Below are 23,534 nucleotides of genomic sequence, written 5' to 3'. Positions count from 1 at the left end.
CGCCCTGACCTTAGGGGCACGCGGGCGGCGGCAGCACCGGGCGTTCGTTCTCGTACGGGACGAGGTAGATGCTCGGCACGTACCCGAGATCCCGGCCGTGCACGGCGATCTTCAGCCACGTCTTCGTGCTCGTCGCCCGGTCCTTGGCGAGCAGGCCCGGGTCGGTGAACTCCGTGCCGGTGACGACCTGGCAGGTCAGTTCCACCCACGTCGACGACCGGACCGTCGAGGTGACCTTCGCGTCCGTGCGCGGCTGCTCGAACACCGACGCCAGCTCGCCCGCGAGACCGACGTCCACCTTCGCCGTCTTCGGGCCCGGGGGCACCGGGGTGCCGACGGTGACGGTGGTGGCCGGCCCGGGCTCGCGCGGCGGTGGGATGTTCGCCGCCGACCAGAGGGCCAGCCCGCCGGTGACCAGCCCGGCCGCCGCCAGCACGGCGACGGCGGCGAGCGCGCGCCGCCACCGCCGGAACTGGGTCTGCAGCGGGACCAGGACCGCCTCGACGTCGGCCTTCGACCAGGCCGGGTCGCCCTGCCGGGCCTTCTCCGCGGCGCGGGCGAACCGCGCGGTCCAGTTGCCCACCTCGGCGTCGGTCAGGTTCATGGCCTGCAGCACGTCCTGCAGCAGCGACATGTCCGGCACGAGACCGCCGCGCAGCAGCGTGCTCAGGGTGCTCTTGCTCCAGCCCGACGTCTTCGCCAGCTTCTCCAGCGACAGGCCCTGCCGCTGCCGTTCGGCGTTGAGCGCGCTCGCGGTCATGCGCAACAGCTCGCGTTCGGGCCCGCCTGACGGCAGGACCACCCGGTTCTCCTCGCCTGCCGCCGTCCAGAGCCGTTCGACGACCTCCGGGTCGCCGCCGCCGATGCGGGCGATGGCCAGTGCGAGATCCCGCGCGGGGCGGACCTTCCCGCTCGTCGCCCGCGAGAGCGTCGACGCCGAGACGTTGAGGTCCCGGCCCAGCGTCCGCAACGACCGGCCGCTGCCGTCGATCAGCCGCTTCAGCTCGCGAGCCAGCGCTTCCCCTGCCTCGTCCGCCGTGGTTTCGTCGGTCGTCACGGCTGGACAACGTGCGGTGCGGGCCCGGTGTTACGGACTGGCAGGAGCTTGTCGGCGAGGGTCGTCGTGACCAGGCCCAGCGAGCCGACGAACGCGAGGACGGCGTCCGGGGCGTGCCCGGCGAGCAGGAGCGCCGCGGCGAAGACGAACACGACCACGAGCAGCACGATCCGGTCCGCCGAACCGGAGCACAGGCCGGACAGCCGTCGGCGGACGGGCGGGTGGACGGACATGGGAACCTCCCCAGGTTGCGCGCCGGCTCTCGGGGCCGGCGTCCTGCAGCGATCGTGCGGTCCCGGCGAGGGGCGGGGGAAGACGGCGGCCGTTGCGATTTCGTGCGTTGCGCGGTGTTGCAGAACGGAACCGGTGCGTGCAACAGCCGGAACACCTGTGTATTCCCGCGTTGGCACGCGGGCGGGGACGGCGTCCCAGTAATGTTCGGGCCATGAGCAGGTTCGTGGACACGCTCGTCGCCACCGCGACCGGGCGTGGGCAGCAGCGGGGCATGGTCACCGGGGAACCGAAGGAACCCCTCCGGCGGACCTGGGCCGAGGTGCACGCCGAAGCCCGGCGGATCGCCGGGGGTCTGGTGGCCGGCGGGTTCGAGCGCGGAGGCGCCGTCGCGGTGCTGGCCGCGGCGCCGGTGCTGATCGCGCCGACCGTGCAGGCCGTGTGGCTGGCCGGCGGCAGCGTCACCATGCTGCACCAGCCGACCCCGCGCACCGACCTCGCCGAGTGGGCCGAGGACACCGTGCGCGTGCTCGGGATGATCGGCTCGGACCTCGTGCTGCTGGGCGAGCCGTTCGACCAGCTGGCGCCGGTACTGGCGGAGAAGGGCATCGGCTTCAAGCTGATCACCGACCTCGCCGCCGCATCGCCGCTGGAGAACGTCGTCCCCACCGACGAGGGCGACACCGCGCTGCTGCAGCTGACCAGCGGGTCGACCGCCGACCCCAAGGCCGTGCGGATCACCTACGGGAACCTGTACTCCAACGTCAAGGCCATGGTCGACCGCGCGGAGTTCGACTTCGACGTCGACGTGATGGTGTCCTGGCTGCCGACGTTCCACGACATGGGGATGGTCGGCTTCCTGACCGTGCCGATGACCTTCGGCGTCGAGCTGGTCAAGATCACGCCGGTCGAGTTCCTCTCCGGGCCGCTGATCTGGCCGCAGCTGATCACCAAGTACGGCGGCACGACGACGGCGGCGCCGAACTTCGCGTACGCGATCGTCGGGCGCCGGATGGCCCGCGTCGACGACGACAACGCCTACGACCTGTCGAAGCTGCGGATCGCGCTGAACGGCGCCGAGCCCATCGACGAGACCGCCGTCCGGACGTTCGTGGACGCCGGTGCGCGGTTCAAGATGCCGGCGGAGTGCGTGTTCCCGGCCTACGGCATGGCGGAAGCGACGCTCGCGGTGTCGTTCGCGCCGCTGTTCACCGGGCTGACGCTGGACGTCGTCGAGGCGGACGCGCTGGAGACGGAGAACCGCGCGGTGCCGGTCCCCGAAGGCGACCCGCGGCGCGGCACCGACAGCGTCCGGTCGTTCGCGCTGCTCGGCCGTCCGCTGGACGGGCTGGAAGCGGAGATCGTCGACGAGACGGGTGCGCGGCTCGGCGACCGGCAGGTCGGCGAGATCCGGCTGCGCGGCGAGGCGGTGACGCCGGGCTACCTGACGATGGAGGGCCCGGTCCCGCCCCAGGACGCGGACGGCTGGCTGAACACCGGCGACCTCGGCTACCTGGTGGACGGCCAGATCGTCATCTGCGGCCGCCGCAAGGACGTCATCATCATGGGCGGCCGCAACCTGTACCCGACGGACATCGAGCGCGCGGCCACCTCGGTCGAGGGCGTCCGCGCGGGCAACGCGGTGGCGGTCCGCCTGGACGCGGGCAGCCGCCGCGAGCGGTTCGCGGTGGTCGTGGAGTCGAAGCTGGCGGGCGACCCGGAGGCGGAGAAGGACCTGATGAAGCAGGTCTCGGCCCGCGTCCGCGACGCGGTGGACATGCGGCCGTACGCGGTGGTGGTGCTCCCGGCAGGCAGCCTGCCGAAGACGCCGTCGGGCAAGGTCAAGCGCGCGGCGACCGCGGCCCAGTTCGCGGACCGGATCAAGAAGAACGCGGACGCCTGACGCGCACTTTCACGTGAAAGCGGCCTCCCGGGAGGAGCGCCACTTTCACGTGAAAGTGGCGCTTCAGCGTTGCTGGAGGCGCTCGGCTCGGAGGGTCGGCGGGGCGGCGCGTTCGGTGGTGGCTTCCGAAGAACTGCGGGCGCCCGGGAGGTCCGGGGCCTGGCCCGTGCGGGCTGCGAGCTGGTCCTCCACCGCGTCGAGGAACTCGTCGACTTCGCGCTCGTCGTAGCCGCGCTTGCCGATCAGCGGCTTCGCGAACATCACGTGGTGCACTTCGGCGGCCGTCAGGTCGTCCTCGTCGGCGAACGTCTTGGCGATCCGCCGGACGAACGCGTCGACCTCGTGCTTCGCGTAGCCACGGCGGCCGATCGGGGCGTTACCGAAGGTGACCTCGGCGAGGTCTTCGGCGGTGAACGACATGGAACTCTCCGATTCGGGGTTGGCGATGCTCCGCATCCGTCCTAACCCCAGAACGGGGTCCCCCGGAAGGGTCGGCCCGCAAGCTCACCCCTCAGTGCGCCGCCCCGCCCGCCATCGAGTGAGAGCGCGCTACCCAGCGCTGTGTGGCCGGGTTCACACGCTCAGGCGCGGCCGAACCACTTCCGGCGCCCCGGCGGGGGCACCTCCTCCTCGGCAGGCGGACGCGGATTGCGCAGCTCCACGAGCGCCGCCTCCGCCTCGTCCAGGAACAGGTCGACCTGCGCCTGGTCGTAGGAGCGCATGCCGATCGGCATGATCGTGAACTCGACGTAGTGGATGTCGTCGGGGGTGAGGATGTTCCGCCCGGCCAGCGCCTCCGCGATGAGGTCGAGGAACGCGTCCACTTCGTCCTCGTTGTAGCCGCGACGGCCGAACCGGGGCTTGCCGAACGCGATCGCCCGGACGTCGTCAGGGGTCATGGCTTCACCTTGCCACCCATGTCAGCCCGCGTGGAAGGAGTTCTGCGCGGCCGCGAGGCCGGTGCCGATCAGCGCCTCGGTCGCGTCCGCGCACCGGTCGACCTCGAACGGGAGCTCCTTGCGCTCGACCGTCGAAAAGTCCTTCAGCACGAAGTCCGCCGGGTCCTGGCGGCCGGGCGGGCGGCCGATGCCGAACCGCACCCGGTAGTAGTCGCGGGTGCCGAGCGACTTCGTGATCGAGCGGAGTCCGTTGTGGCCGTTGTCGCCGCCGCCGAACTTCAGCTTCAGCGCGCCGAAGTCGACGTCCAGCTCGTCGTGCACGACCACGATGCCCGACGGCGGCACCTTGTAGAACTTCGCGGCGCCGGCCACCGGGCCGCCGGAGAGGTTCATGTACGACCGCGGCTTCACCAGCACGACGCGGCGGCCGGCCAGCCTGCCTTCGAGCACTTCGCCGCCGGTCTTGTGCGCCTTGAACTTGCCGCCGGCGCGGGCGGCGAGTTCGTCCAGCACCATGAACCCGACGTTGTGCCGGTTTCCGGCGTACTGGGGTCCGGGATTGCCGAGGCCGGCGAGCAGGATCAGCTCGCCGGCCCCCGGCACGTCTTCGGTCATGCGGTGATGTTATTCGGCCGACTCGGCGGACTCTTCGCCCTCGGCGGCCTCGTCGCCGGTCTCTTCACGCTGCGGCTCGTTGACGACGACGACCAGCGCCTCGCCGTCGGTGACCAGGGTCGCGCCCTGCGGCAGGGTGACGTCCGCGGCGGTGATCTGGGTGCCCAGCTCGGCGCCCTCGACGGAGATCTCGACCTGCTCCGGGATGTGCAGCGCCTCGACCTCGATCTGGATGGTGTCGAGGTCCTGGTTCACCAGGGTGCCCGGCGCCGGGGTGCCGGAGACGACGACCGGGACGTCGACGGTGACCTTCTCGCCGCGCTTGACGACCAGCAGGTCGACGTGCTCGATGTAGTTCTTCAGCGGGTGCACCACGATGGTCTTGGTCAGGGCCAGCTCGCTGGCGCCCTCCAGGTCCAGGGTGATGACGGCGTTCGAGCCGTTTTCGCGGACGACGCGGGCGAACTCGATGGCCGGCAGCGCGAAGTGCCGCGGGTCCGACCCGTGGCCGTAGAGGACGGCGGGGATCTTGCCGGCGCGACGCGTGCGGCGCGCGGCGCCCTTGCCGAACTCGGTGCGCGGCTCGACGGACAGACGTACCTCGGACACGGTGTGGCACTCCTTCGAATCAAGACAGCATGCGGCGGCGGGGGAAAGCCGGTTTTCAACTCAGGCGGCTGCTACGGCGGCGAGTTTCCGGGCGTGCACGACGACGGGGGCTACTCGAGCCGCCGCGTCGATCACGCCGGGCACCCCTGCAGGGCCCCGCCTCGCCGAGACAACCCAAGAAGTGTAAACCAACCTCATCACGGTGGGTTGCGGCGGGTGCCCGGCCCAGGCTAGAACCCTCCTGAACCCCGGCGCGTGCCGACGCGAATCCGGTGGCGGTCCACGCGGCGGAGAAGCAGGGGGCGGGCATGCGGTCTCGACGGAGCACGGTGGCGGCGGCGGTGCTGCTGCTGGGCGGGCTGCTCGCCGGCTGCCAGGCGGCGGTCCCCGGCACCGCCGGCGTCTCCGCGGCCGACCGGCAGACGGCCGAGCGGCGGGCCGAGCAGCGCGCCGCCGTCGACGCCGCCCTGACCGCGCTGGGCCAGGCGCCCGCGGTGGCGCTCAAGGCCACGGTCAACGGCACCGAGCAGCAGTTCCGGGTCACCCGCGGCGGCACCGCGATCGGCGGGCTGCCGCTGGAGGGCCGGGTCGTCCAGGTGACGGCCGCGGGTGGCCAGTTCTACCTGCAGGCCGACGCGGACTACTGGAAGGCGCACGCGATCGACGAGGGCACGCAGTTCGGCACGGGCTGGGTGCGCTCTGCCGGTTCCGAGCTGCCCTTCGACCCGGCGGCCCGGTTCGCGCCCGCCGCGCTGGCCGACGGGCTGCGCAAGGCGCTGGCCGGCCTCGACCGCCTCGGCGAGCCGGTCAAGGCGAAGCTGCCGGACGGCACCGAGGTCTACCAGCTCGGCACCGCGCCGACCGTCCTGCGCGTGAGCACGGCCAAGCCGAACCGCGTCGTCAGCTTCGCTCCGGCGCTGCTGGACCCGCAGGCCGGGCCCAAGTTCGGCACCGAATTCCAGGTTGCCGCGCTCGGCGGGGACGCGCTCAAGGCGTTCCGCGCCGACGTCGACGCCGCGGTCGGCGGGCTGGGGCAGCCGTTCGAAGGGCTGGTGCAGGCGAGCGCCGTGGTCACCAACGACAAGCTCGACTGCAAGGACTTCGTCGGCTCCTGCACGACGACGGTCGACGTCTCCAACAGCGTGGTCGGCTCGCCGTCCTCGGGCGCGAAGAGCGTCGTGCACATCACCCTCACCGCCGAGGTCAGCGCCGAGTCGCTGGGCGCGCAGACCTGCACGGCCGAGGCCGACGCCGAGCCGTACGCGACGATCAAGCTGTCCTGCGCGGTGAAGTTCCGGCTGCCCAACCGCACGGCCAGCTACCAGGTGCTGTCCAAGCCCAGCGCCAAGGCGGAGGTCCGCGCGGCGCTCGACGCCGGCGCGGTGAAGCAGCAGGTGGCGGCGGACTTCGCGAAGCTGGGCGGCTGACCTGGACACCTACCCCCAGGTGTGTTGCTTCCGTTGAAGTAGGTGATCTTCCGTTCCTAGCATCGGCCGCGAAGGGCCGACGACGAACGAGGAGATCCCATGGCCAAGCTGGTAATTTTCGGGGCGACGGGCTACGCCGGCGGCAAGATCGGCGCCGAGGCGCTGCGCCGCGGCCACGAGGTCGTCGGGGTCGCGCGCCACGCGGGTTCGGTCCCCGACGGCGTCGACGAGCGGCAGGGCTCGCTGCACGACGAGGACTTCGTCGCGCAGGTCGCCAAGGACGCGGACGTCATCGTGGTCGCCACCCCGGCCCGCGAGATCGAGGGCAAGAAGCTGATCGACGCCGTGCCCGCGCTGGTCCGGATCGCGCGCGAGAACGGCGTCCGGCTGTCGTTCGTGGGCGGCGCGGCGAGCCTGCTGGTCGCCGAGGGCGGCCCGCGGCTGTTCGACACCCCGGAGTTCCCGGCCGAGTACAAGGAGGAGGCCGGCAACCACGCCGAGGTCCTCGCCCTGCTGCGCGAGCAGCCGGAGGACCTCGACTGGTTCTACGTGAGCCCGGCCGCGGAGTTCGGCGCCTGGGTGCCGGGCGAGCGCACCGGCCAGTTCCGCGTCGGCGGCGACATCCTGCTGACCGACGAGAACGGCCGGTCCTTCATCGGCGGCGACGACTACGCGATCGCGTACGTCGACGAGATCGAGCAGCCGAAGCACCGCCGGGCCCGGTTCACCGTCGCCTACTGAAGTTCCCTGATCACCGGGGCGAACGTTTCGAGGTACGGCTCGAAGACGGTGATGTACGAGAAGCCGTAGCGTTCGCGCCGCGCCACCAGCTGCCCGGCGATCTCCTCGGCCGTGCCCAGCAGAAGCTGCGGCGCGTCGAGGAGGTCGCGCGCGGCCGGGGCGGCCCGGCCGCCGGTCTTCTCGTGCCAGGCCCGTGCGGCCTGTTCCCGGTCGCCGGTGACCTCGACGTGCTGGACGAGCATGTTGTGTTCGACAGCGCGGCCGGTCTTCGCCCGGAAGTACGCGACGCGCTCGTCCATCGCTTCGGCGAGGTCGAGCTGGAAGGTGCCCGGCGGCTTGCCGGGCTGCTGCCGCAGGCCGGCGAACCCGACGACGTCCGCGTGCTCGGCGGCCAGGTCCAGCACGCCGTCGCTGTTGCCCGATGCCCTCGTCTTCGAAGTGTTTCCGCAGGTAGCCGACGCTCTCGCCGAGGTAGGCAATGCGTCGAACTCGGCTTTCATGTGGCCCGCGCCGAGCCCCAGGTCCAGGCGCCCGTCGAGCAGCGCGGCCGTCGAAGACGCTTCGCGCGCGAAGAGCGCGAGGTTGTAGAAGGGCACGTTGGCCACGAGCGTGCCGAGCCGCGGCCGTTCGGTGACGGCGGCGGCCATGGCCAGCACCGGGAAGGGCGCGAACCGCCCGGTGCCGAGGTGGTCGGGCACGGTGATGACGTCGTAGCCGAGTTCCTCGGCGCGGCGGCACTTGGCGATCCAGGCGTCCCGGCTGCCGATCCCGGTGAAGCTGATCCCGAACTTGAAGTTCCCCATGATCGGCACGCTAGCCGCGTCGCCGGGACCGGTCGCGGGCTTTCGATGCCCGCAGCAGGAACCCCCCCGGATACTCTGAAGGCCACCATCACGGCATCCAGTGCCCTGATGGTGGCCTTCAGAGGCTTTCCGGGAACCTCAGGCGTTGCCGTCGAACAGCGACGTCACCGAGCCGTCCTCGAAGACCTGCTGGATCGCCTCGGCCAGCATCGGGGCGATCGACAGGACCGTCAGGCCCTCGAAGCGCTTCTCCGGCGGGATCGGCAGCGAGTTCGTCACGATCACCTCGCGGGCCTTGCACTGCGACAGCCGCTCGGTCGCCGGGTCGGACAGGATGCCGTGGGTCGTGGCGATGACGACGTCGGCCGCGCCCTCGTCGATCAGGGCCTCGGTCGCCTTCACGATCGTGCCACCCGTGTCGATCATGTCGTCGATCAGCACGCAGAGCTTGCCCTCGACCTTGCCGACCACGCGGTTGGCCACGGCCTGGTTCGGCTTGTCCGGGTCACGCGTCTTGTGGATGAACGCGATCGGGCGGTCACCCAGCTGGGCGGCCCACTTCTCGGCCAGCCGCACGCGGCCCGAGTCCGGCGAGACGACGGTGATGTCGGCGTCGCCGTAGGTCGCCTTGATGTGGTCGGCCAGCACGTTCTGCGCCATCAGGTGGTCGACCGGGCCGTCGAAGAAGCCCTGGATCTGCGCGGTGTGCAGGTCGACGGTCATGATCCGGTCGGCGCCCGCGGTCTTGAACATGTCCGCGATCAGCCGCGCCGAGATCGGCTCGCGGCCCTTGTGCTTCTTGTCCTGGCGCGCGTACGGGTAGAACGGCATCACCACGGTGATCCGCTTCGCGCTCGCCCGCTTGAGCGCGTCCACCATGATCAGCTGCTCCATCACGTACTCGTTGATGGGCGTGGTGTGGCTCTGGATGACGAAGGCGTCGGTACCGCGGACGGACTCCTCGAAGCGGACGAACAGCTCGCCGTTGGCGAACGTGTGCGCCGTCTGCGGGGTGATCGTCACGTTCAGGTGGCGGGCCACCTCTTCGGCGAGCTCCTTGTGCGCGCGGCCGGAGAAGAGCATCAGGTTCTTCTTCGGCGTCCCTTGCTTCGGACTCATGCTGGCGACTCCCCGTCGGTTCCTGCTGCTGGATCGGCGTCGAGCGCGGCCTGGGCCGCCTCCGCCGCGGGCGTACCCGGCCGGCGCCGGATCGCCCAGCCTTCGATGTTGCGCTGGGGCGGCGCCGACACCGCGAGTGTGCCCGGCGGGACGTCTTCGCGGATCACGGCACCCGCACCACTGTAAGCGCCGTCACCGATGTGCACCGGGGCCACGAAGGTGTTGTCCGCGCCCAACCGGACATACGACCCGATAACGGTCCGGTGCTTGTTCACGCCGTCGTAGTTCACGAACACGCTGGAACACCCGATGTTGCTGTGCTCGCCGATGGTGGCGTCACCCACGTAGGTCAGGTGCGGCACCTTCGTGCCCGCGCCGATCTCCGCGGCCTTCGTCTCGACGAACGCGCCCAGCTTCGCCTTGACCCCCAGCTTGGTGCCGGGGCGCAGGTAGGTGAACGGGCCGACGTTGACGCCGTCGCCCAGCTCCGAGTCCGAGCCGTGCACCCGCACGACCGAAGCGCCCGCGCCGATCGTGACGTTCGTCAACGTGCTGTCCGGCCCGACCGTGCTGCCCTCGCCGACGGACGTCGAGCCCTTGAGCTGCACGCCGGGCTCGATGACGACGTCGCGGGCCAGCGTCACGCCCGCGTCGATCCACGTCGTGGCCGGGTCGACGACGGTGACGCCCGCGCGCTGCCAGCGCTGCACGATCCGGCGGTTCAGCTCGGCGCCGAGCACCGACAGCTGGACGCGGTCGTTGACGCCCTCGGTCAGCCACGGGTCGTCGACGACCAGCGCGCCGACGTGCAGGCCGTCGGCGTTCGCGATGCCGAGCACGTCGGTGAGGTACAGCTCGCCCTGCGCGTTGTCGGTGGACAGGCGCGAAAGGCCGTCACGCAGCACGGCGGCGTCGAAGGCGTAGACGCCCGAGTTGATCTCGGTGATCTCCGCCTGCTCCGGGGTGGCGTCCTTGTGCTCGACGATCCCGGTGACCTTGCCGGCGGTGTCGCGCACGATCCGGCCGTAGCCGGTCGGGTCGGCGACCACGGAGGTGAGCACGGTGACCGCGTTCTTCGCCTCGGTGTGCTCGGCGAGCAGGGCGCCGAGGGTGGCGGTGTCGAGCAGCGGGACGTCGCCGTAGCTGACCAGCACGGTGCCGGTGAGGTCGGCGGGCAGCGTCGCGAGCGCGCAGGACACGGCATGGCCGGTGCCCTTCTGCTGGTCCTGCACCGCGGTGCCGACCGCGCGGCCGAGTGCGGTGCCGACCTGGGAAAGGTGCTCGCCGACCCGTTCGCGGCCGTGGCCGACGACCACCACGAGGTGGTCGGGGTCCAGGCCGGCGGCGGCCCGGACGGCGTGCTCGACGAGGGGGCGCCCGGCGATCGGGTGCAGCACCTTCGGGGTCGAGGAACGCATGCGGGTCCCCTCACCCGCGGCGAGGATCAGTGTGCTCAGCGGGCCGGTCAACGGCGCTCCCAACGATGGTTCCGGGTCGTCACTTTCACGTGAAAGTGATCCGGAGACGCCCTCCAGGTCACTTTCACGTGAAAGTGGCGCTTGGTCGGGCACCGATCCTAACCGTGGTCGTCGGCGTCCCACGCGGGGTCGGTAGGAGGGGCTTCGCTCGCCCAGGCCGCCGCCGGGTCGGCCGCCATCGAGTTCGCCGACGCCACCTGGTTGCCGCCGCCGCGTTTGGCCTGGTACATCGCCGCGTCCGCGCGGGCGAGGACCTGCTCGCCGCGCTCCTGCGGCCGCAGCGAAACCAGCCCGATCGACAGCGTGACGCCGTGCGAAAGGTGGTGCGGCAGGTTGGCGACGGACTTCACGGCACGGCCGAGCGCCATCTTCGCCGCGGACGCCGGCGTGCCCGGCAGCAGCACGATGAACTCGTCGCCGCCGTAGCGCGCCACCAGGTCGTCACCGCGGAGGGCGTCGCGCAGCGTGCTCGCCACGACACGCAGCACGTTGTCGCCTTCGGCGTGCGACTGCTTGTCGTTGACGCCCTTGAAGCCGTCCAGGTCGACCAGCGCGACGGCCAGCGGCTGCGCGTCGGCCGAGGACGCGAGCTGGCGCAGCTTCTCGTCCAGCGCGCGGCGGTTCGGCAGGCCGGTGAGCGGGTCCTGCAGGGCCTGCTGGGTGATCGCGCCGTGCTCGGCGGACAGCCGTTCGTGCTCGCGGCGGGCGTTCAGCGTGGCGATCTGCGACTCGCGCAGGCTCCACATCTCCGACTCCAGGCGCCGCGCATAGTCGATCAGCGACTCGCTCGCGCCCGATCCGTGGCCCGGGCTCGTGTCGAGCCGGGCCAGCTCGCGCGCGATGTTCAGCCGCATCGACGGCTGCGAAGTGTCCTCGGAGATGGACTGGCGGGTCTCGCGCAGGACGGCGAGGGCCTCCTCGCGGCGGCCCTCCTTGTCCAGGCAGCGCGCCAGCGCGATCGCGACGATCTCGCGGTCGTGGCCGAACGCGCGCTCGGTGTAGAGGTTCTGCAGCCGCTCGATGTGCTCGGGGCCCGGCTGGTTCAGCGCCGGTGCCGCGGCCAGGACGCCGACCTGGTCGATCGCCGCGACGTTCGCCTTGCGCGGGAACAGCGACTCGGCGAACGGGCCTTCGGCCGCGGCCCCCATCGACGCCGCCGTGCGGAACTTCTCGGCGCTCTCGTCGTAGGCGTCGATGCGCTCCAGCCGCAGGCCCCAGCCGAGCAGCATCTTGATCCGGTTGATCAGCTGCAGGGCGATGTCGTGCGGGCTCGCGCTTTCGCGGATCGCCGCGGCCGCCCGGCCGATCACCTCCTCGGCCGCCTCGTAGACGCCGAGCTGGTTGAGCACCAGCCAGCAGTCGATCAGCGTGGAGGCCAGCAGCCGGTTCCAGCTGCGCAGCCCGACCTGCCGGTCGGGGATCGCCGAGTCGTCCAGGATGGCCAGGGCACGGGCGATCTCGGTCAGCGCGGCGTCCTCCTGCGCGGCGATCACCAGCCGCCGCCCGCGCAGCGCGTGCGCGTCCGCGCGCAGCAGGGCGATGCCGTGCCGCCGGGTGTGCGCGAGCATCTCGTCGAGCCGGGGCTCGGCCTCGGGGGCCAGGCCCCTGGTGGCCAGCCGGGCGAGGGCGGAGGACCGCAGCAGCTGGGCCACGAGCAGGGGCTCACCGCGCCGCTGCGTCTCGTCCAGCAGCTCGTCCAGCATCTCGACGATCTCGAGCTGCTGGGTGTACTCGTGCCGCTGGACGGCGGCGTTCAGCTCCCGCGCGCGCCCGACGATCCAGGCGTCGGACATCTCGGCCAGCGCGGGCCGCCTGGTCACCCCCGGGTCGGTCGCCTCGTCCGTCAGCGCCAGCCTCCCCCGGTCGTGGGTCTCGGTCCGTCTGCTCCGCCGCCAGGATTCGAACCTGAACTGTCAGAACCAAAATCTGAAGTGCTGCCGATTACACTACGGCGGATCGATCCTGGTCAGGATAGCGACGATCGGGTGTCGTCCGCGCGGGGGATGCGGTTAGCGGCCCGCCCGGCGGATAGGCCGGTGTGAGTTCGGGTACTCCCCAGCCGACCGAACCTCCTGTACCGTAACTTACGGCATCGTAGGTTAGGTTCCCCTTGGTAAAGGGCGCCGTGTAGGAAGAAGTGAAGCGTATGACGGCCACGCTCGACCGTTCTCAGCCCACCGGGGAGCCGCCGGCTCCCAAGGGGCCCAAACCTGTCATCGACGGCAAGCGCGGCATCGGCGTGCAGCTGTCGGTCTACTTCGGCGTGATCGCGCCGCTGGTGGCCCTGCTGGTCGCCGTGCCGTTCGCGTGGGGCTGGGGACTGAGCTGGGTCGACGTCGGCATCTTCGTCGTGTTCTACGCGGTCAGCGGGCTCGGCATCACCGTCTCGTACCACCGCTACTTCACGCACGGCTCGTTCAAGGCCAAGCAGTGGCTGCGCGTGTTCATGGCCATCGCGGGCAGCATCGCCCTGCAGGGCCCGGTGATCACCTGGGTCGCCGACCACCGCCGCCACCACGCGTTCTCCGACCGCGACGGCGACCCGCACTCGCCGTGGGCGTTCGGCACCTCGCCGTGGGCCATCGCGAAGGGCTTCTGGCACGCCCACATGGGCTGGCTGTTCGAGCGCGACCAGACCAACGCCGAGCGCTTCGCGCCCGACCTGGTCAAGGACCCGGCGATCAAGAAGGTCGACGACCTGTTCTGGCTGTGGGCACTGGTCAGCCTGACGCTGCCGGCGCTGCTCGGCGGGCTCATCAGCTGGTCGCTGTGGGGCGCGGTGACGGCGTTCTTCTGGGCCGGGCTGGTGCGCATCTGCGTGCTGCACCACGTGACCTGGTCGGTCAACTCGATCTGCCACATGATCGGCGAGCGCCCGTTCGCCGCGCGCGACAAGTCGGCCAACTTCTGGCCGCTGGCGATCTTCTCCTTCGGCGAGTCGTGGCACAACCTGCACCACGCCGACCCGACGTCCGCCCGCCACGGCGTCAAGCGCGGCCAGATCGACATCTCCGCGCGGCTGATCTGGATCTTCGAGAAGTTCGGCTGGGTGCACGACGTCCGCTGGCCGACCCCGCAGCGGCTGGCCCGCATCGCCACCGAAAAGGGCTAGCCAGCTAGGCTTCCCCGAATGGCGGGGAGACGACGTTCGAAGCGTGAGCAGGTCACCGGGGCGCGTCCGGCCGCCCCGGTGACCAGGGTCCGGATGACCGGGACGGAACGGCGGCAGCAGCTGCTGAACGTGGCACGGGCGCTGTTTGCCGAAAAGGGCTTCGACGGCACGTCGATCGAGGAGATCGCGCACCGCGCCAACGTGTCCAAACCGGTGGTGTACGAGCACTTCGGCGGCAAGGAAGGCATCTACGCGGTGGTCGTGGACCGCGAGACGCAGCTGCTGCTCGACCGCATGGTGTCCACCCTCCACGGCGGCCACCCCCGCGCGATGCTGGAACAGGCGGCAACGGCCCTGCTGTCCTACGTCGAGGACTCCCACGACGGCTTCCGCATCCTCGTCCGCGACTCCCCGGTGGCCAGCTCCACGGGCACGTTTTCCACGGTGCTCAACGACATCGCGAGCCAGGTGGAGCACATCCTGGCCCAGCAGTTCGCGGCGCGCGGGTACGACGAGAAACTGGCGGCGCTGTACGCCCAGGCCCTGGTGGGCATGGTCGCACTGACCGGGCAGTGGTGGCTCGACGCGCGCAAACCCAAGCGCGACGAAGTCGCCGCGCACCTGGTGAACCTGGCCTGGAACGGGCTTTCCCACCTGGAGCACAAGCCGAAGCTGCGGCTGGGCTGAGTCCGCGTCAGGTGAGCTGCCCGGCCGCGCGCAGGTGGTCGAAGATGATCTTGTCCACCGCGGAAACCCGGTCGCGGTCGGCGTAGGCGAGCCAGGTCAGCTCCTCGATTTCGCTGCTTGCCTTGAGCGTGCCGCGGTATTCCGCCGTGTAGCAGGTCATCCGGACCGTGCGGCCCGGGTGGCCGTGTGCCTCCGCCTCGAACACGCCCGCCGCCGTGAGGGACTCCGGGGTGATCTCCACGTCGAGTTCTTCGCGGATCTCGCGGACCAGCGTTTCCGCGTCCGACTCGCCCGGCTCGCGCTTGCCGCCGGGGAGGTACCAGACGTCCTTGCCGCAGGAGCGTGTGCTGAGGATCCGGCCGTCCACCAGGTGGATCCAGGCGATCTTGTCGATCACGCCAGCGCCGCCACGGCCTCGTCCGTCGTCACGACCGTGCCCAGCCGCGGGAAGATCTTCGTGAGCGCGTTCTCGTGCGAAATGTCCGACAACGCCGTCATCGCGTCCGACACCGCGACGGTGTCGTAGCCGTGGTCCGCGGCGGCGCGCAGGGTCGATTCGACGCCGAACTCCGTGGCGATGCCGCCGAAGTACACCGTGCGGACGCCCTTGGCGCGCAGGAACTCGTCGAGGCCGGTGCCGGCGAACGCGCCGATGGTGTACTTCGTGACGATCTTGTCGTCGGCGGCGTCGAAGGCGAGTTCGCTGCCCGGCGGGTTGTCCGGCCGCGACACCTGCACGACCACCACCGGCGCGCCTGCCCTGCGGAAGGCGTCCCGCAGCCGCAGGGCGTTCGCCAGGACTTCTTCGCCGGTGTACGGCGTGGTCGGCAACGCCACGATCCGCCGCTGCAGGTCGATCAGCACGAGCGCGGACGTGGCCGGGTCGATCTCGGTCATGCCCCGATCCTAGGCAGTAGGGTCGAGGACATGGGCGGAAACAGGGAAGTCTTGGTGACCGGAGGTGGCACCGGCATCGGCTACGCCGTCGCGGCGGCGTTCGCGGCGGCGGGCGAGCGCGTCACGATCACCGGGCGCCGCGAGAAGGTGCTCACCGAAGCGGCGACGCTCATCGGCGCGCGGCCCGTCGTGTTCGACGCCGCCGACCCCGCGGCCGTCGAAGCCGCGCTGGGGGAGCTGCCCAGCCGGGTCGACGTGCTGGTCAACAACGCCGGTGGCAACACGGATTTCCTCGGCGAAGGTGACGGTGGCGGGCTCGTGGCGTTCGCGGCCGCGTTCGAGCGGAACCTGCGGTCCAATGTGGTCAGTGCGGCGCTGGTGACCGAGGCCCTGCGCGACCGCTTCGCCGACGGCGCCCGGATCGTCACGATCGGCTCGATCGCCGCGCACACCGGCGCCGGGTCCTACGGTGCTGCGAAGGCCGCGGTGGAGGGCTGGAACGTGAGCGTGGCCAGGGAGTTCGGGCCGCGCGGGATCACCGCGAACGTCGTGGCGCCGGGGCTGGTCGAGGACACCGGGTTCTTCCACGGGCAGCTGAGCGACCGGCGCCGCGAGAGGCTGATCGGCAACACGATGAACAAGCGCCCGGGCACGCCCGACGACGTCGCCGCGGTGGTGACGTTCCTGGCGAGCCCCGCCGCCGGGCACGTCACCGGTCAGGTGGTGCACGTCAACGGCGGGGCTCACCTGGGCAAATAGCCGGATCACTCGGGCTGGATGCCGGTCCCCGGGCCGCCAGGTCGGCGTTGGCGTCCGGGGACCGGCGCGGTGCTGCCGCGGGAACGCTTTCTTCGGACCGCGTCCAACACGCGTCGGGGGCGGGCGAAAACTCCGTCACCGACCATGGTCCGCTGCCGGCCGTCGTGGCGGAAGTGTCCAGGGCATCCGGCGGCCGTGCAGTTTTCATGATCGCCGCCCGGAATCAGGCGGGTGTGACGCGCAGGAGCTTGTCGTCCGTTCCGTCCGACGTCGTCACGTACAGGGCGCCGTCCGGGCCGGTGCGGGCCGCGCGCAGGCGGCCGAACTTGTCGTCGAACTCCGGGGGCAGCGTCACCTGGAGGACCTTGCCCGCCGGGTCCAGGTGGTACAGCAGGAGTTTCTGGCCCTTCAGCGCCGTCACGACGAGTGCGCCGTCGTTCGGGCCCCACTGGGCGCCGGTCAGGAAGGCCGCGCCGCAGATCGCCTCGGTGATCTTCCCCGAGGTCCACAGTGGACTGACCGCGTCCGGGAACCGCTTGAGGTCGGTCATCGGCACGCTCTCGTCGTAGCTGGTGTCCGTGCCGCCCTTCGACGGGTCCCAGCCGTAGTTGCCGCCCGGCTTCAGCAGGTTGACCTCGTCGTCGAACGACGGCCCGTGCTCGGCGGTGATCACCTGCCCGCTGCCCGGCCGGATCGCCACGCCCTGGACGTTGCGGTGGCCGTAGGTGTAGATCAGCCGCTCGCGCGGGTCGGCCGAGCCGATGAACGGGTTGTCCGGCAACGGGTTCCCGGTCTTGGCGTCCAGCCGCAGCACCTTGCCGCCAAGCGAATGACGGTCCTGGGCGATCGACGCCCGGGCGGTGTCGCCGGTGCCGACGAGCAGCGCGCCGTCCGGCGCGAACGTCGGGCGGCAGCCGGAGTGGCGGCCGCTCGGGTTCACCGGCAGCCCGGTGAGCAGGTCCTTGACCTTCGCCGCGCTCGCGCCGTCTTCGGCCAGCTTCCACGTGACCAGCCGGATGTCGACGGCCTTGCCGCCCTCCTGGTGGTCCTGGCAGGTGATGAACTCGCGGCTGGTCGCGAAGTCCGGGCTGACGGCCAGGCCGAGCAGCCCGCCTTCGCCCTTGACGAGGACGTCGGAGAAGTCGGCGCGGACCTCGGCCGCCTTCCCGTCCCGGACCAGCGCCAGCTTGCCGGGCCGCTGGGGCACGAGCAGGCCGCCGTCGGGCAGGAAGCCGACGTCCCAGCCGTGCTCGAGCCCGGCGGTCACCGTCTCGACCTTGAACTTCCCGCTCGTGGCCGACGGCGTCGCCGCGGGCGGGACGCTCTGGACGGGCTCGCTCGCCGCCCCCGAGCAGCCGGTGACCAGCAGGGACACCGCACCGATGAGACCCAGGACACGCCGCATACGGCACATCCTGCCACTAAGGGGTGAAATCGCCGTTCGCCACCGTCCTGGTCAGGAAGTCCAGGTCCGCTTCGCCGGGGATGTAGTGCCCGGTGCCCGGCACGAGATCCACGACGGCGCCTGCCGCTTCGAGACGGCGTTTCGTCGTCGCGGAGTCGACCATCGCGTCCTCGGCGCCGGCGACGGCGTACACCGGCATGGTCAGCCGGCCCAGCGCGGCGTCGCCGAAGACGGGGAACGGGCCGGTGCGGTACCGGTAGTGCGCGGACACCAGCAGCTGGTGCGCCACGATCGGCGAGTCAGGGTCCGCGCCGATCGTGTCCGCGACGGACTTCCGCCGCCCCTTCTCACCGAGGAGGGACAGCAGCACGGCCTTGACGACGAATCCCTTCTTCATCGGGCCGAGGCCGACCGGGCAGCGCAACGCCAGCGCGGCGACGCGGTCCGGGCGCCGCGTCGCGTAGTCCAGGGCGAGCCAGCCGCCGAACGACGAGGTCAGGAACGCCGCCTTCGGCACGTCCAGGTGGTCGAGCACGGCGTCCAGCCACTGCGCGTACCGGCCGGTGCCCAGTGGCGGCCGCGTCTCGGCGCTCAGGCCGGGCTCGCCGATGACGTCGACCGCGTGCACCCGGAACCGCCCGGCCAGCGACGCGATCCGCGGCACCCATTCCGCCGAGTTGCTGCCGGAGCCGTGCAGCAGCACCAGCGGGGGCGCGCCCGGCGGGCCCGAGGTCAGCACGAACGTCTCGCCTTCGGGTGTCGGTACGTAAACCTCCTCGCGGGGGACAGGCCAGGTTTGCAGGGCTTCGAGGTAGCGCTCGCGCAGCAGCCGCGCTCCGGCTTCGGACTTGTAGATCGTCATGCAAAGTACTCTAAACGACCCCATCAAGGGGATAAATAGGGAGTGATCAGGTACCTGGTCGCACCAACCCGGACTCGTAGGCGAACACGACCGCGTGCACCCGGTCCCGCAGCCGCAGCTTCCCGAGGATCCGCCCGACGTGCGTCTTCACCGTCGTCTCGCCGATGTAGAGCTTCGCGGCGATCTCGCCGTTCGACAGCCCGCGCGCGATGAGGCCCAGGACGTCCTTCTCGCGTTCGGTCAGGACGTCGAGCCGGGCGACGTCGGCCGGGTCGCGCTCGTCGGTGAGGTAGCGGTCCAGCAGCCGCCGGGTGACCGACGGCGACACCATCGAATCGCCCCGCAGCACGCCGCGGACCGCGACGAGCAGCTCCTCCGACGGCGCGTCCTTCACGAGGAAACCGCCGGCCCCGGCCCGCAGCGCGGCGTAGGCGTACTCGTCGAGATCGAAGGTCGTGATGATCAGGACGTGCACGTCCGGCAGCTCGGCGCAGATCCGCTGGGTGGCCGCGACGCCGTCGAGCACCGGCATCCGCACGTCCATCAGCACCAGGTCGGGCCGCAGCTCGCGGGCCATGGCGACGGCTTCCTCGCCGTTGACCGCCTCACCCGCGACGGCGAGGTCGTCCTGGCTCTCGATGATCATGCGCAGCCCGACGCGCACCAGCTGCTGGTCGTCGCAGAGCAGGATCCGGGTCGTCACGGCTGGACCACCAGGCTGGCCCGCACGCGGTACCCGCCGTCGGGCAACGGCCCGGTGGACAGCTCACCGTGGTACATCTCGACGCGCTGGCGCATCCCGGTCAGCCCGCGCCCGGACGACGGCAGCGCGGGCACGGGCGCCGTCCCGCCGCCGGTGTTGGTCACCTCGATCCGGATCCGCGGCCGCTCGAAGGCGACGCTGACGCGGCCGGTCGCGTCGGCCGGGGCGTGCTTGATCATGTTGGTCAGTGCCTCCTGGACGATCCGGTACGCCTGCAGGGCGGCGCTCGCGGGCAGGTCGCCCGGGTCGCCGGTGACGTCGAGCGAGACGTCCCGCCCGGACTGGGCGACCAGCCCGCGCAGCTCGGTGAGCGTCGGCTGGGGACTGCGCGCCGCCTGCCCGGCGTGCAGGACTTCGAGGAGCCGCCGCAGCTCGCCCAGCGCGTCCCGGCCCGTGCGGCCGATCGTGTCGAGCGTGCGGCCGACGGCCTCGGGATCGCGGTGCCGGGCGAGCTTCGCCCCCTCGGCGTTCAGCACGATCACGGTCATGCTGTGAGCCAGCACGTCGTGCAGCTCGCGCGCGATCCGCGCCCGCTCCTCGGCAACCGCGGCACGGGACTGGGCGTCGGCGAGTTTCGTTTCCTCCGCGGTGAGTTTTTCCTTGGTGCGGAAGAACTCCCCGAGCGCCCACGCCGCGATGTGCATCGGCCAGATCCCGACGATCGTCGCGGTCGGGTTGTCGGTGTAGGTGCCCCACAGGAAACCCCACTGCCAGCCCAGCACGAAGATCGCCACCGCCGTCGCCCCGGCGAACCACCGGTCGCCCAGCTTCACGAGGTTGAACAGCACCACCGCCATGGCCAGCTCGGTGCGGCCGCGGTCGTACGCCCAGATCTCGTTGAAGTACACCACCGCCGCCCCGGCGATGATCAGCACCGCCGCCGTACGCGGGAACCGGCGCCGGGCCAGCAGGGGAAGCAGGAACAGCATCGGGATCGCGCGTACCGCGTACGGGCCGGCGCCGGTCCAGTTCGGGGCCAGGAAGAGGAACACGGCGTACAGCGGCAGGTCCACTGTCCACCGGTGCCGCCGCATCCACTTCACGAGTCTTTCCACGCCACCGAACGTAACGCGCGGGGCGGGCCCGTGGCGTCCTTCCTTCGGTCCGACCGTGTCCTCCCTCAGGAGGACATGACCCGGCGCCGCGACGGATTCGCGGCCACGACGGCCGTTCCTAGCGTCGGGACCATGTCGATCACCAGGGAATTCCTCCGCCACCCGGTACTGACGGGCGCGATCGCGCCCAGCTCGCCGCGGCTGGCCGAAGCGATGACCGCGGGCCTCGGCCTGGAAACCGCGGCGCTGGTCGCGGAACTCGGCCCCGGCACCGGCGTCTTCACCGAAGCGGTCTTCGCGATGCTCCGCCCCGAAGCGCGCCTGACGGCCGTGGAGATCAACCCGCGTTTCGCCGCGTCGCTGCGCGAGCGCTTTCCGCGGGCCGAGGTCGTCACCGGCTCGGCGGAGCACCTCGCGCTGTCCGGAGTGGACGTCGTCGTCTCCGGTCTGCCGTGGACGGCCATGACCGCGGCCCGCCAGCAGGCCATCCTCGGCGCGGTCACCGAAGCGCTGGCCCCGAACGGCCGGTTCACGACCTTCGCGTACGCCCACGCGGCCTGGACACCGCCGGCGCGCCGTTTCGCCGCGTTGCTGCGCAGCCGTTTCGCGGTGGTGGAACGGACTCCGGTCGTCTGGGGCAACCTGCCGCCCGCGCTCGTCTACCGCGCGGCGCTGCCGGTGGCGATGGGAAGGAACCGGCGTGGACAGCCTGCTGCGGCCGCTGCTTGACGCGCCACCGGCCGTCGTCTACCTCGTCTGCGCGCTGGTGATCACGGCGGAAACCGCGCTGCTGCCGGGAATCGTGCTGCCGACGCTGTCGACCCTGCTGCTGATGGGTTTCCTCGCCGAGCGCGGCACGCTCCACCTCGGGCTCGCGCTGGCGGTGGCGGTGGCCTCGGCGGTCCTCGGCGACCAGCTCGCGTACTTCGAAGGACGGCACTGGGGACCGCGCCTGCGCCGGTCCCGGCTGGCGCGCCGCATCGGCGAGGACCGCTGGGATCGCGCGGAGGCGGCGGTCGCCCGCTACGGCGTCCCGGCGGTGATCGCGGGCCGCTGCCTGGCCGGGGTCCGGACGCTGGTGCCGCGGGTGGCGGGCTCGGCGGCGATGCCCTACGGCCGGTTCGCGGCGGGCAGCGTGGTGGCGGCGGTCGTGTGGGCGGGCGCGGAGCTGCTCGTCGGTCACACGACGGCTTGGGTGGTGTGAAGCCGTTCCGCGGTCTCGGCGTCGGCGGGCAGGAACGTCTCCAGCTTCAGTTCCGACACCGTCACGTCGGCGGCCGTGGCGAACGTCGTGATCGCGGTGATCAGCCGCAGCTCACCGGCCGAAGTGGACAGCCGGACCGGGACCGCGAAGCCGAGGTGGTCGGCTTTCGGCGGCTGCTGGGGCGGCAGGTAGCCCTCCAGCTCGGCGAGCTGGCGCGCGAGCCGGTCGTCCGGCAGGCGGGCCAGGTCGTTGCGGAGGCGTTCGAGGATGTGCCGCGCCCAGTCGTCGAGGTTGCGGACGCGCGGCGCCATCCCGCGCGGGTGCAGCGCGAGCCGCAGGGTGTCGACCGGCTCTTCGAGCAGTTCGGGTGCGACGTCCTCGGTGAGCAGGGCGAAGCCGTCGTTCTTCGCGACGAGGGTGCCGTAGCGGTCGACGACGATCGCGGGGTAGGGGCGGTGGCCGTCGAGCAGCCGCCGCAGCCCGTCGAGGACCGGCCTGATCGCGGGGTCGTCGAGCCGGGTCTCCGGGTACGTCGGCGCGTAGCCTGCGGCGTGGAGCAGGCCGTTGCGCTCGCGCAGCGGCAGTTCCAGCGACTCGGCGACGCGCAGCACCATGCCGCGGCCGGGCACCGAGCGCCCGCTTTCCATGAAGCTGATGTGCCGCTGCGTCGTGCCCGCGCGCACCGCGAGGTCGAGCTGGCTGATCCGGCGGCGGGTGCGCCAGTCCTTGAGCGCTGTTCCGAAGTCCACGGGTTCATCCTGCTCCGCCGCGCCATTCCCGACAGGGAATTGAGGGCATACCCCGGTTCCGGCGAGGCTGCGGGCATGACGAACTACGGCCTGGTCGTGCCGACCTACCAGCCCATCCTCGACGCCGGGCGGACCGCGCCCGAGCTGGTCGACGCCGCCGTCGCCGCGGAGGAATTCGGCCTCGACTCGGTGTGGGTGGGCGACACCCTCGCCCGCGCGCCGCTGGACGCGCTGACGATGCTGTCCGCGTTCGCCGCCCGCACTTCCCGGGTGATGCTGGGGACGTCCGCGCTGCTCCCGGCGTTGCGCAATCCCCTGCTGACGGCGAACCAGCTGCTGTCGATCGACCTGCTGAGCGGCGGCCGCCTCACGGTGGCGGTCGGCGCGGGCTTCGCCGGGCGCAGCGAGCCGGAGTTCGCGTTCGCGGGTGTCTCGTGGGAGCGGCGCCGGGCGCGCCTGGACGACATCGTCGCGCTGTGGCGGGCGGTGTGGAGCGGAGCGACGTCCTTCCACGGATCGGTGCTACACCACGACTCCCTGCCGTCGTTCCCGGCCCCGGCCCGGCCGGGCGGCCCGCCGGTGTGGCTGGCGGCGTACACGCCGGGCGCGCTGGAGCGGGTGGGCAGGCTGTACGACGGCTGGCTGCCGTACCCGCCGGACCCGGCGGACTACGGCTCGGGACTGGCCAGGATCCGGTCGCTGGCCACGCGTCCGGTGACGCCCGCACTGTTCGCGACCGTGCTGGTGGAGGACGATCCCGCGCGCGGGCAGGCGCTGCTGGAGGAGTACTCGGAACGCAACTACGGCCGCCCGGCGAGCTTCGTGCAGCGGATCCAGATGCAGGTGACCGGCAGCGCCGCGGAAGTCGCCGCGCGGCTGCGGGAGTACGAAGGCGTGGAGCACTTCCTGCTGCGCATCGCGAGTACCGAGCCGAAGGTGTTCGACGAGCAGCTGCCCCGGTTGGCGGAGGTGGTGCACCTGCTGCGCTCTTGACCACCTGCGTGGGGTGCTCGGTGACGCTTGCCGGGCTCGCCGGATGGCATGAACGACTCTTTCATGCCATCCGGCGAGGTGAAAGAGTCGTTCATGCCGTCGCCGCCCGCCGCGGCGTACCCGGTCCGGCCCGGGGGTCCGGGCTGCGACCAGCCGTGATCGGAAA

26 protein-coding genes and 1 tRNA gene are annotated in these 23,534 nt (G+C 71.5%); 9 read left to right on the top strand and 18 right to left on the bottom strand.

The features are described from left to right. Positions 1-10: 10 nt before the first annotated feature. Entirely contained in the window at positions 11-1,057 is a 1,047-nt protein-coding gene (locus ABJI51_RS15345; RefSeq protein WP_348951319.1) for a helix-turn-helix domain-containing protein, read from the bottom strand. After that, a complete protein-coding gene (locus ABJI51_RS15340) occupies positions 1,054-1,290 on the bottom strand; it encodes a hypothetical protein (protein ID WP_348951318.1) in 237 nt (78 codons plus the stop codon). The genes ABJI51_RS15345 and ABJI51_RS15340 overlap by 4 nt, the downstream gene beginning before the upstream one ends. 212 nt (positions 1,291-1,502) lie before the next feature. Here ABJI51_RS15340 and ABJI51_RS15335 point away from each other — a divergent pair, with 212 nt between their 5' ends. Next, the gene (locus ABJI51_RS15335; protein WP_348951317.1) at positions 1,503-3,191 is read left to right on the top strand and encodes a fatty acyl-AMP ligase; all 1,689 of its coding nucleotides are present in this window, start codon (positions 1,503-1,505) and stop codon (positions 3,189-3,191) included. Positions 3,192-3,254: 63 nt separating this feature from the next. Here the strand turns inward: ABJI51_RS15335 and ABJI51_RS15330 are convergent, their stop codons facing one another. The 4 genes from ABJI51_RS15330 to ABJI51_RS15315 all read right to left on the bottom strand — a co-directional run bounded on the left by ABJI51_RS15330 (position 3,255) and on the right by ABJI51_RS15315 (position 5,314). Next, positions 3,255-3,611: a DivIVA domain-containing protein gene (locus ABJI51_RS15330; RefSeq protein ID WP_348951878.1), complete on the bottom strand. Its 357-nt coding sequence runs from the start codon at positions 3,609-3,611 to the stop codon at positions 3,255-3,257. Between the two features lie 161 nt (positions 3,612-3,772). Then, a complete protein-coding gene (locus ABJI51_RS15325) occupies positions 3,773-4,090 on the bottom strand; it encodes a DivIVA domain-containing protein (protein WP_348951315.1) in 318 nt (105 codons plus the stop codon). 21 nt (positions 4,091-4,111) lie between these two features. Continuing rightward, positions 4,112-4,705 (bottom strand): aminoacyl-tRNA hydrolase, encoded by a 594-nt coding sequence (gene pth, locus ABJI51_RS15320; protein WP_348951313.1) that lies wholly within the window; start codon positions 4,703-4,705, stop codon positions 4,112-4,114. A 9-nt stretch (positions 4,706-4,714) separates the two neighbouring features. Continuing rightward, positions 4,715-5,314 (bottom strand): 50S ribosomal protein L25/general stress protein Ctc, encoded by a 600-nt coding sequence (locus ABJI51_RS15315; RefSeq protein WP_348951311.1) that lies wholly within the window; start codon positions 5,312-5,314, stop codon positions 4,715-4,717. Between the two features lie 308 nt (positions 5,315-5,622). On the opposite strand from ABJI51_RS15315, the gene ABJI51_RS15310 reads away from it, so the two are divergent. Together ABJI51_RS15310 and ABJI51_RS15305 are read left to right on the top strand one after the other, a co-directional pair. Continuing rightward, positions 5,623-6,741: a hypothetical protein gene (locus ABJI51_RS15310; RefSeq protein ID WP_348951310.1), complete on the top strand. Its 1,119-nt coding sequence runs from the start codon at positions 5,623-5,625 to the stop codon at positions 6,739-6,741. Positions 6,742-6,840: 99 nt separating this feature from the next. Beyond that, complete coding sequence (locus tag ABJI51_RS15305) at positions 6,841-7,482, top strand: NAD(P)-dependent oxidoreductase (RefSeq protein WP_348951308.1); 642 nt, start codon at positions 6,841-6,843, stop codon at positions 7,480-7,482. On the opposite strand, the gene ABJI51_RS15300 is transcribed toward ABJI51_RS15305, so the two are convergent. The 5 genes from ABJI51_RS15300 to ABJI51_RS15280 all read right to left on the bottom strand — a co-directional run bounded on the left by ABJI51_RS15300 (position 7,476) and on the right by ABJI51_RS15280 (position 12,838). Further along, positions 7,476-8,285 (bottom strand): LLM class flavin-dependent oxidoreductase, encoded by an 810-nt coding sequence (locus ABJI51_RS15300; RefSeq protein ID WP_348951306.1) that lies wholly within the window; start codon positions 8,283-8,285, stop codon positions 7,476-7,478. The two genes, ABJI51_RS15305 and ABJI51_RS15300, sit on opposite strands and share 7 nt — an antisense overlap. 138 nt (positions 8,286-8,423) lie before the next feature. Further along, complete coding sequence (locus ABJI51_RS15295; RefSeq protein ID WP_348951304.1) at positions 8,424-9,404, bottom strand: ribose-phosphate diphosphokinase; 981 nt, start codon at positions 9,402-9,404, stop codon at positions 8,424-8,426. After that, positions 9,401-10,873 carry a bifunctional UDP-N-acetylglucosamine diphosphorylase/glucosamine-1-phosphate N-acetyltransferase GlmU gene (gene glmU, locus ABJI51_RS15290; protein ID WP_348951302.1) on the bottom strand — a complete coding sequence of 491 codons (1,473 nt, stop codon included), beginning with the start codon at positions 10,871-10,873 and terminating at the stop codon, positions 9,401-9,403. The genes ABJI51_RS15295 and glmU overlap by 4 nt, the downstream gene beginning before the upstream one ends. 107 nt (positions 10,874-10,980) lie before the next feature. Next, the gene (locus ABJI51_RS15285) at positions 10,981-12,675 is read right to left on the bottom strand and encodes a GGDEF domain-containing protein (protein ID WP_431605619.1); all 1,695 of its coding nucleotides are present in this window, start codon (positions 12,673-12,675) and stop codon (positions 10,981-10,983) included. A gap of 91 nt (positions 12,676-12,766) precedes the next feature. Then, positions 12,767-12,838, bottom strand: a tRNA-Gln gene (locus ABJI51_RS15280). A gap of 190 nt (positions 12,839-13,028) precedes the next feature. Between ABJI51_RS15280 and ABJI51_RS15275 the strand changes: the two genes are divergently transcribed. Both ABJI51_RS15275 and ABJI51_RS15270 read left to right on the top strand, forming a co-directional pair. After that, complete coding sequence (locus ABJI51_RS15275; protein WP_348951300.1) at positions 13,029-13,994, top strand: acyl-CoA desaturase; 966 nt, start codon at positions 13,029-13,031, stop codon at positions 13,992-13,994. Positions 13,995-14,087: 93 nt separating this feature from the next. After that, the gene (locus ABJI51_RS15270) at positions 14,088-14,681 is read left to right on the top strand and encodes a TetR/AcrR family transcriptional regulator (RefSeq protein ID WP_003062116.1); all 594 of its coding nucleotides are present in this window, start codon (positions 14,088-14,090) and stop codon (positions 14,679-14,681) included. Positions 14,682-14,688: 7 nt separating this feature from the next. Here the strand turns inward: ABJI51_RS15270 and ABJI51_RS15265 are convergent, their stop codons facing one another. Continuing rightward, positions 14,689-15,078 carry an NUDIX hydrolase gene (locus ABJI51_RS15265; protein WP_348951298.1) on the bottom strand — a complete coding sequence of 130 codons (390 nt, stop codon included), beginning with the start codon at positions 15,076-15,078 and terminating at the stop codon, positions 14,689-14,691. Continuing rightward, positions 15,075-15,578 (bottom strand): isochorismatase family protein, encoded by a 504-nt coding sequence (locus ABJI51_RS15260; protein WP_348951296.1) that lies wholly within the window; start codon positions 15,576-15,578, stop codon positions 15,075-15,077. Before ABJI51_RS15260 ends, ABJI51_RS15265 begins: the two co-directional genes overlap by 4 nt. Before the next feature lie 30 nt (positions 15,579-15,608). Here ABJI51_RS15260 and ABJI51_RS15255 point away from each other — a divergent pair, with 30 nt between their 5' ends. After that, a complete protein-coding gene (locus ABJI51_RS15255) occupies positions 15,609-16,337 on the top strand; it encodes an SDR family NAD(P)-dependent oxidoreductase (protein WP_348951294.1) in 729 nt (242 codons plus the stop codon). Positions 16,338-16,560: 223 nt separating this feature from the next. On the opposite strand, the gene ABJI51_RS15250 is transcribed toward ABJI51_RS15255, so the two are convergent. Genes ABJI51_RS15250 through ABJI51_RS15235 form a run of 4 tightly spaced genes read right to left on the bottom strand, consistent with a single transcriptional unit; the run spans position 16,561 to position 20,401 of the window. Continuing rightward, positions 16,561-17,742 (bottom strand): PQQ-dependent sugar dehydrogenase, encoded by a 1,182-nt coding sequence (locus ABJI51_RS15250; RefSeq protein WP_348951293.1) that lies wholly within the window; start codon positions 17,740-17,742, stop codon positions 16,561-16,563. Between the two features lie 16 nt (positions 17,743-17,758). Beyond that, positions 17,759-18,604, bottom strand: a complete 846-nt coding sequence (locus ABJI51_RS15245; protein ID WP_348951291.1) for an alpha/beta fold hydrolase — start codon at positions 18,602-18,604, stop codon at positions 17,759-17,761. 46 nt (positions 18,605-18,650) lie between these two features. Then, complete coding sequence (locus ABJI51_RS15240; RefSeq protein ID WP_348951289.1) at positions 18,651-19,307, bottom strand: response regulator; 657 nt, start codon at positions 19,305-19,307, stop codon at positions 18,651-18,653. Continuing rightward, entirely contained in the window at positions 19,304-20,401 is a 1,098-nt protein-coding gene (locus ABJI51_RS15235) for a sensor histidine kinase (protein WP_348951874.1), read from the bottom strand. The genes ABJI51_RS15240 and ABJI51_RS15235 overlap by 4 nt, the downstream gene beginning before the upstream one ends. Positions 20,402-20,554: 153 nt before the next feature. On the opposite strand from ABJI51_RS15235, the gene ABJI51_RS15230 reads away from it, so the two are divergent. Together ABJI51_RS15230 and ABJI51_RS15225 are read left to right on the top strand one after the other, a co-directional pair. Further along, a complete protein-coding gene (locus ABJI51_RS15230) occupies positions 20,555-21,151 on the top strand; it encodes a class I SAM-dependent methyltransferase (protein ID WP_348951287.1) in 597 nt (198 codons plus the stop codon). Beyond that, on the top strand, positions 21,123-21,626 hold the full coding sequence (locus ABJI51_RS15225; protein ID WP_348951285.1) for a DedA family protein: 504 nt from the start codon (positions 21,123-21,125) through the stop codon (positions 21,624-21,626). Before ABJI51_RS15230 ends, ABJI51_RS15225 begins: the two co-directional genes overlap by 29 nt. Here the strand turns inward: ABJI51_RS15225 and ABJI51_RS15220 are convergent. Then, positions 21,602-22,375 (bottom strand): helix-turn-helix domain-containing protein, encoded by a 774-nt coding sequence (locus tag ABJI51_RS15220; protein WP_348951283.1) that lies wholly within the window; start codon positions 22,373-22,375, stop codon positions 21,602-21,604. The genes ABJI51_RS15225 and ABJI51_RS15220 overlap by 25 nt on opposite strands. A gap of 75 nt (positions 22,376-22,450) precedes the next feature. On the opposite strand from ABJI51_RS15220, the gene ABJI51_RS15215 reads away from it, so the two are divergent. Then, positions 22,451-23,368 carry an LLM class flavin-dependent oxidoreductase gene (locus ABJI51_RS15215; RefSeq protein ID WP_348951282.1) on the top strand — a complete coding sequence of 306 codons (918 nt, stop codon included), beginning with the start codon at positions 22,451-22,453 and terminating at the stop codon, positions 23,366-23,368. Positions 23,369-23,534 lie beyond the last annotated feature (166 nt).

The organism is Amycolatopsis melonis, assembly GCF_040064235.1.
Taxonomy (GTDB): domain Bacteria; phylum Actinomycetota; class Actinomycetes; order Mycobacteriales; family Pseudonocardiaceae; genus Amycolatopsis; species Amycolatopsis melonis.
The sequence above is the reverse complement of the archived record's forward strand: the minus strand, read 5'-3'. Positions and strand labels throughout refer to the sequence as shown.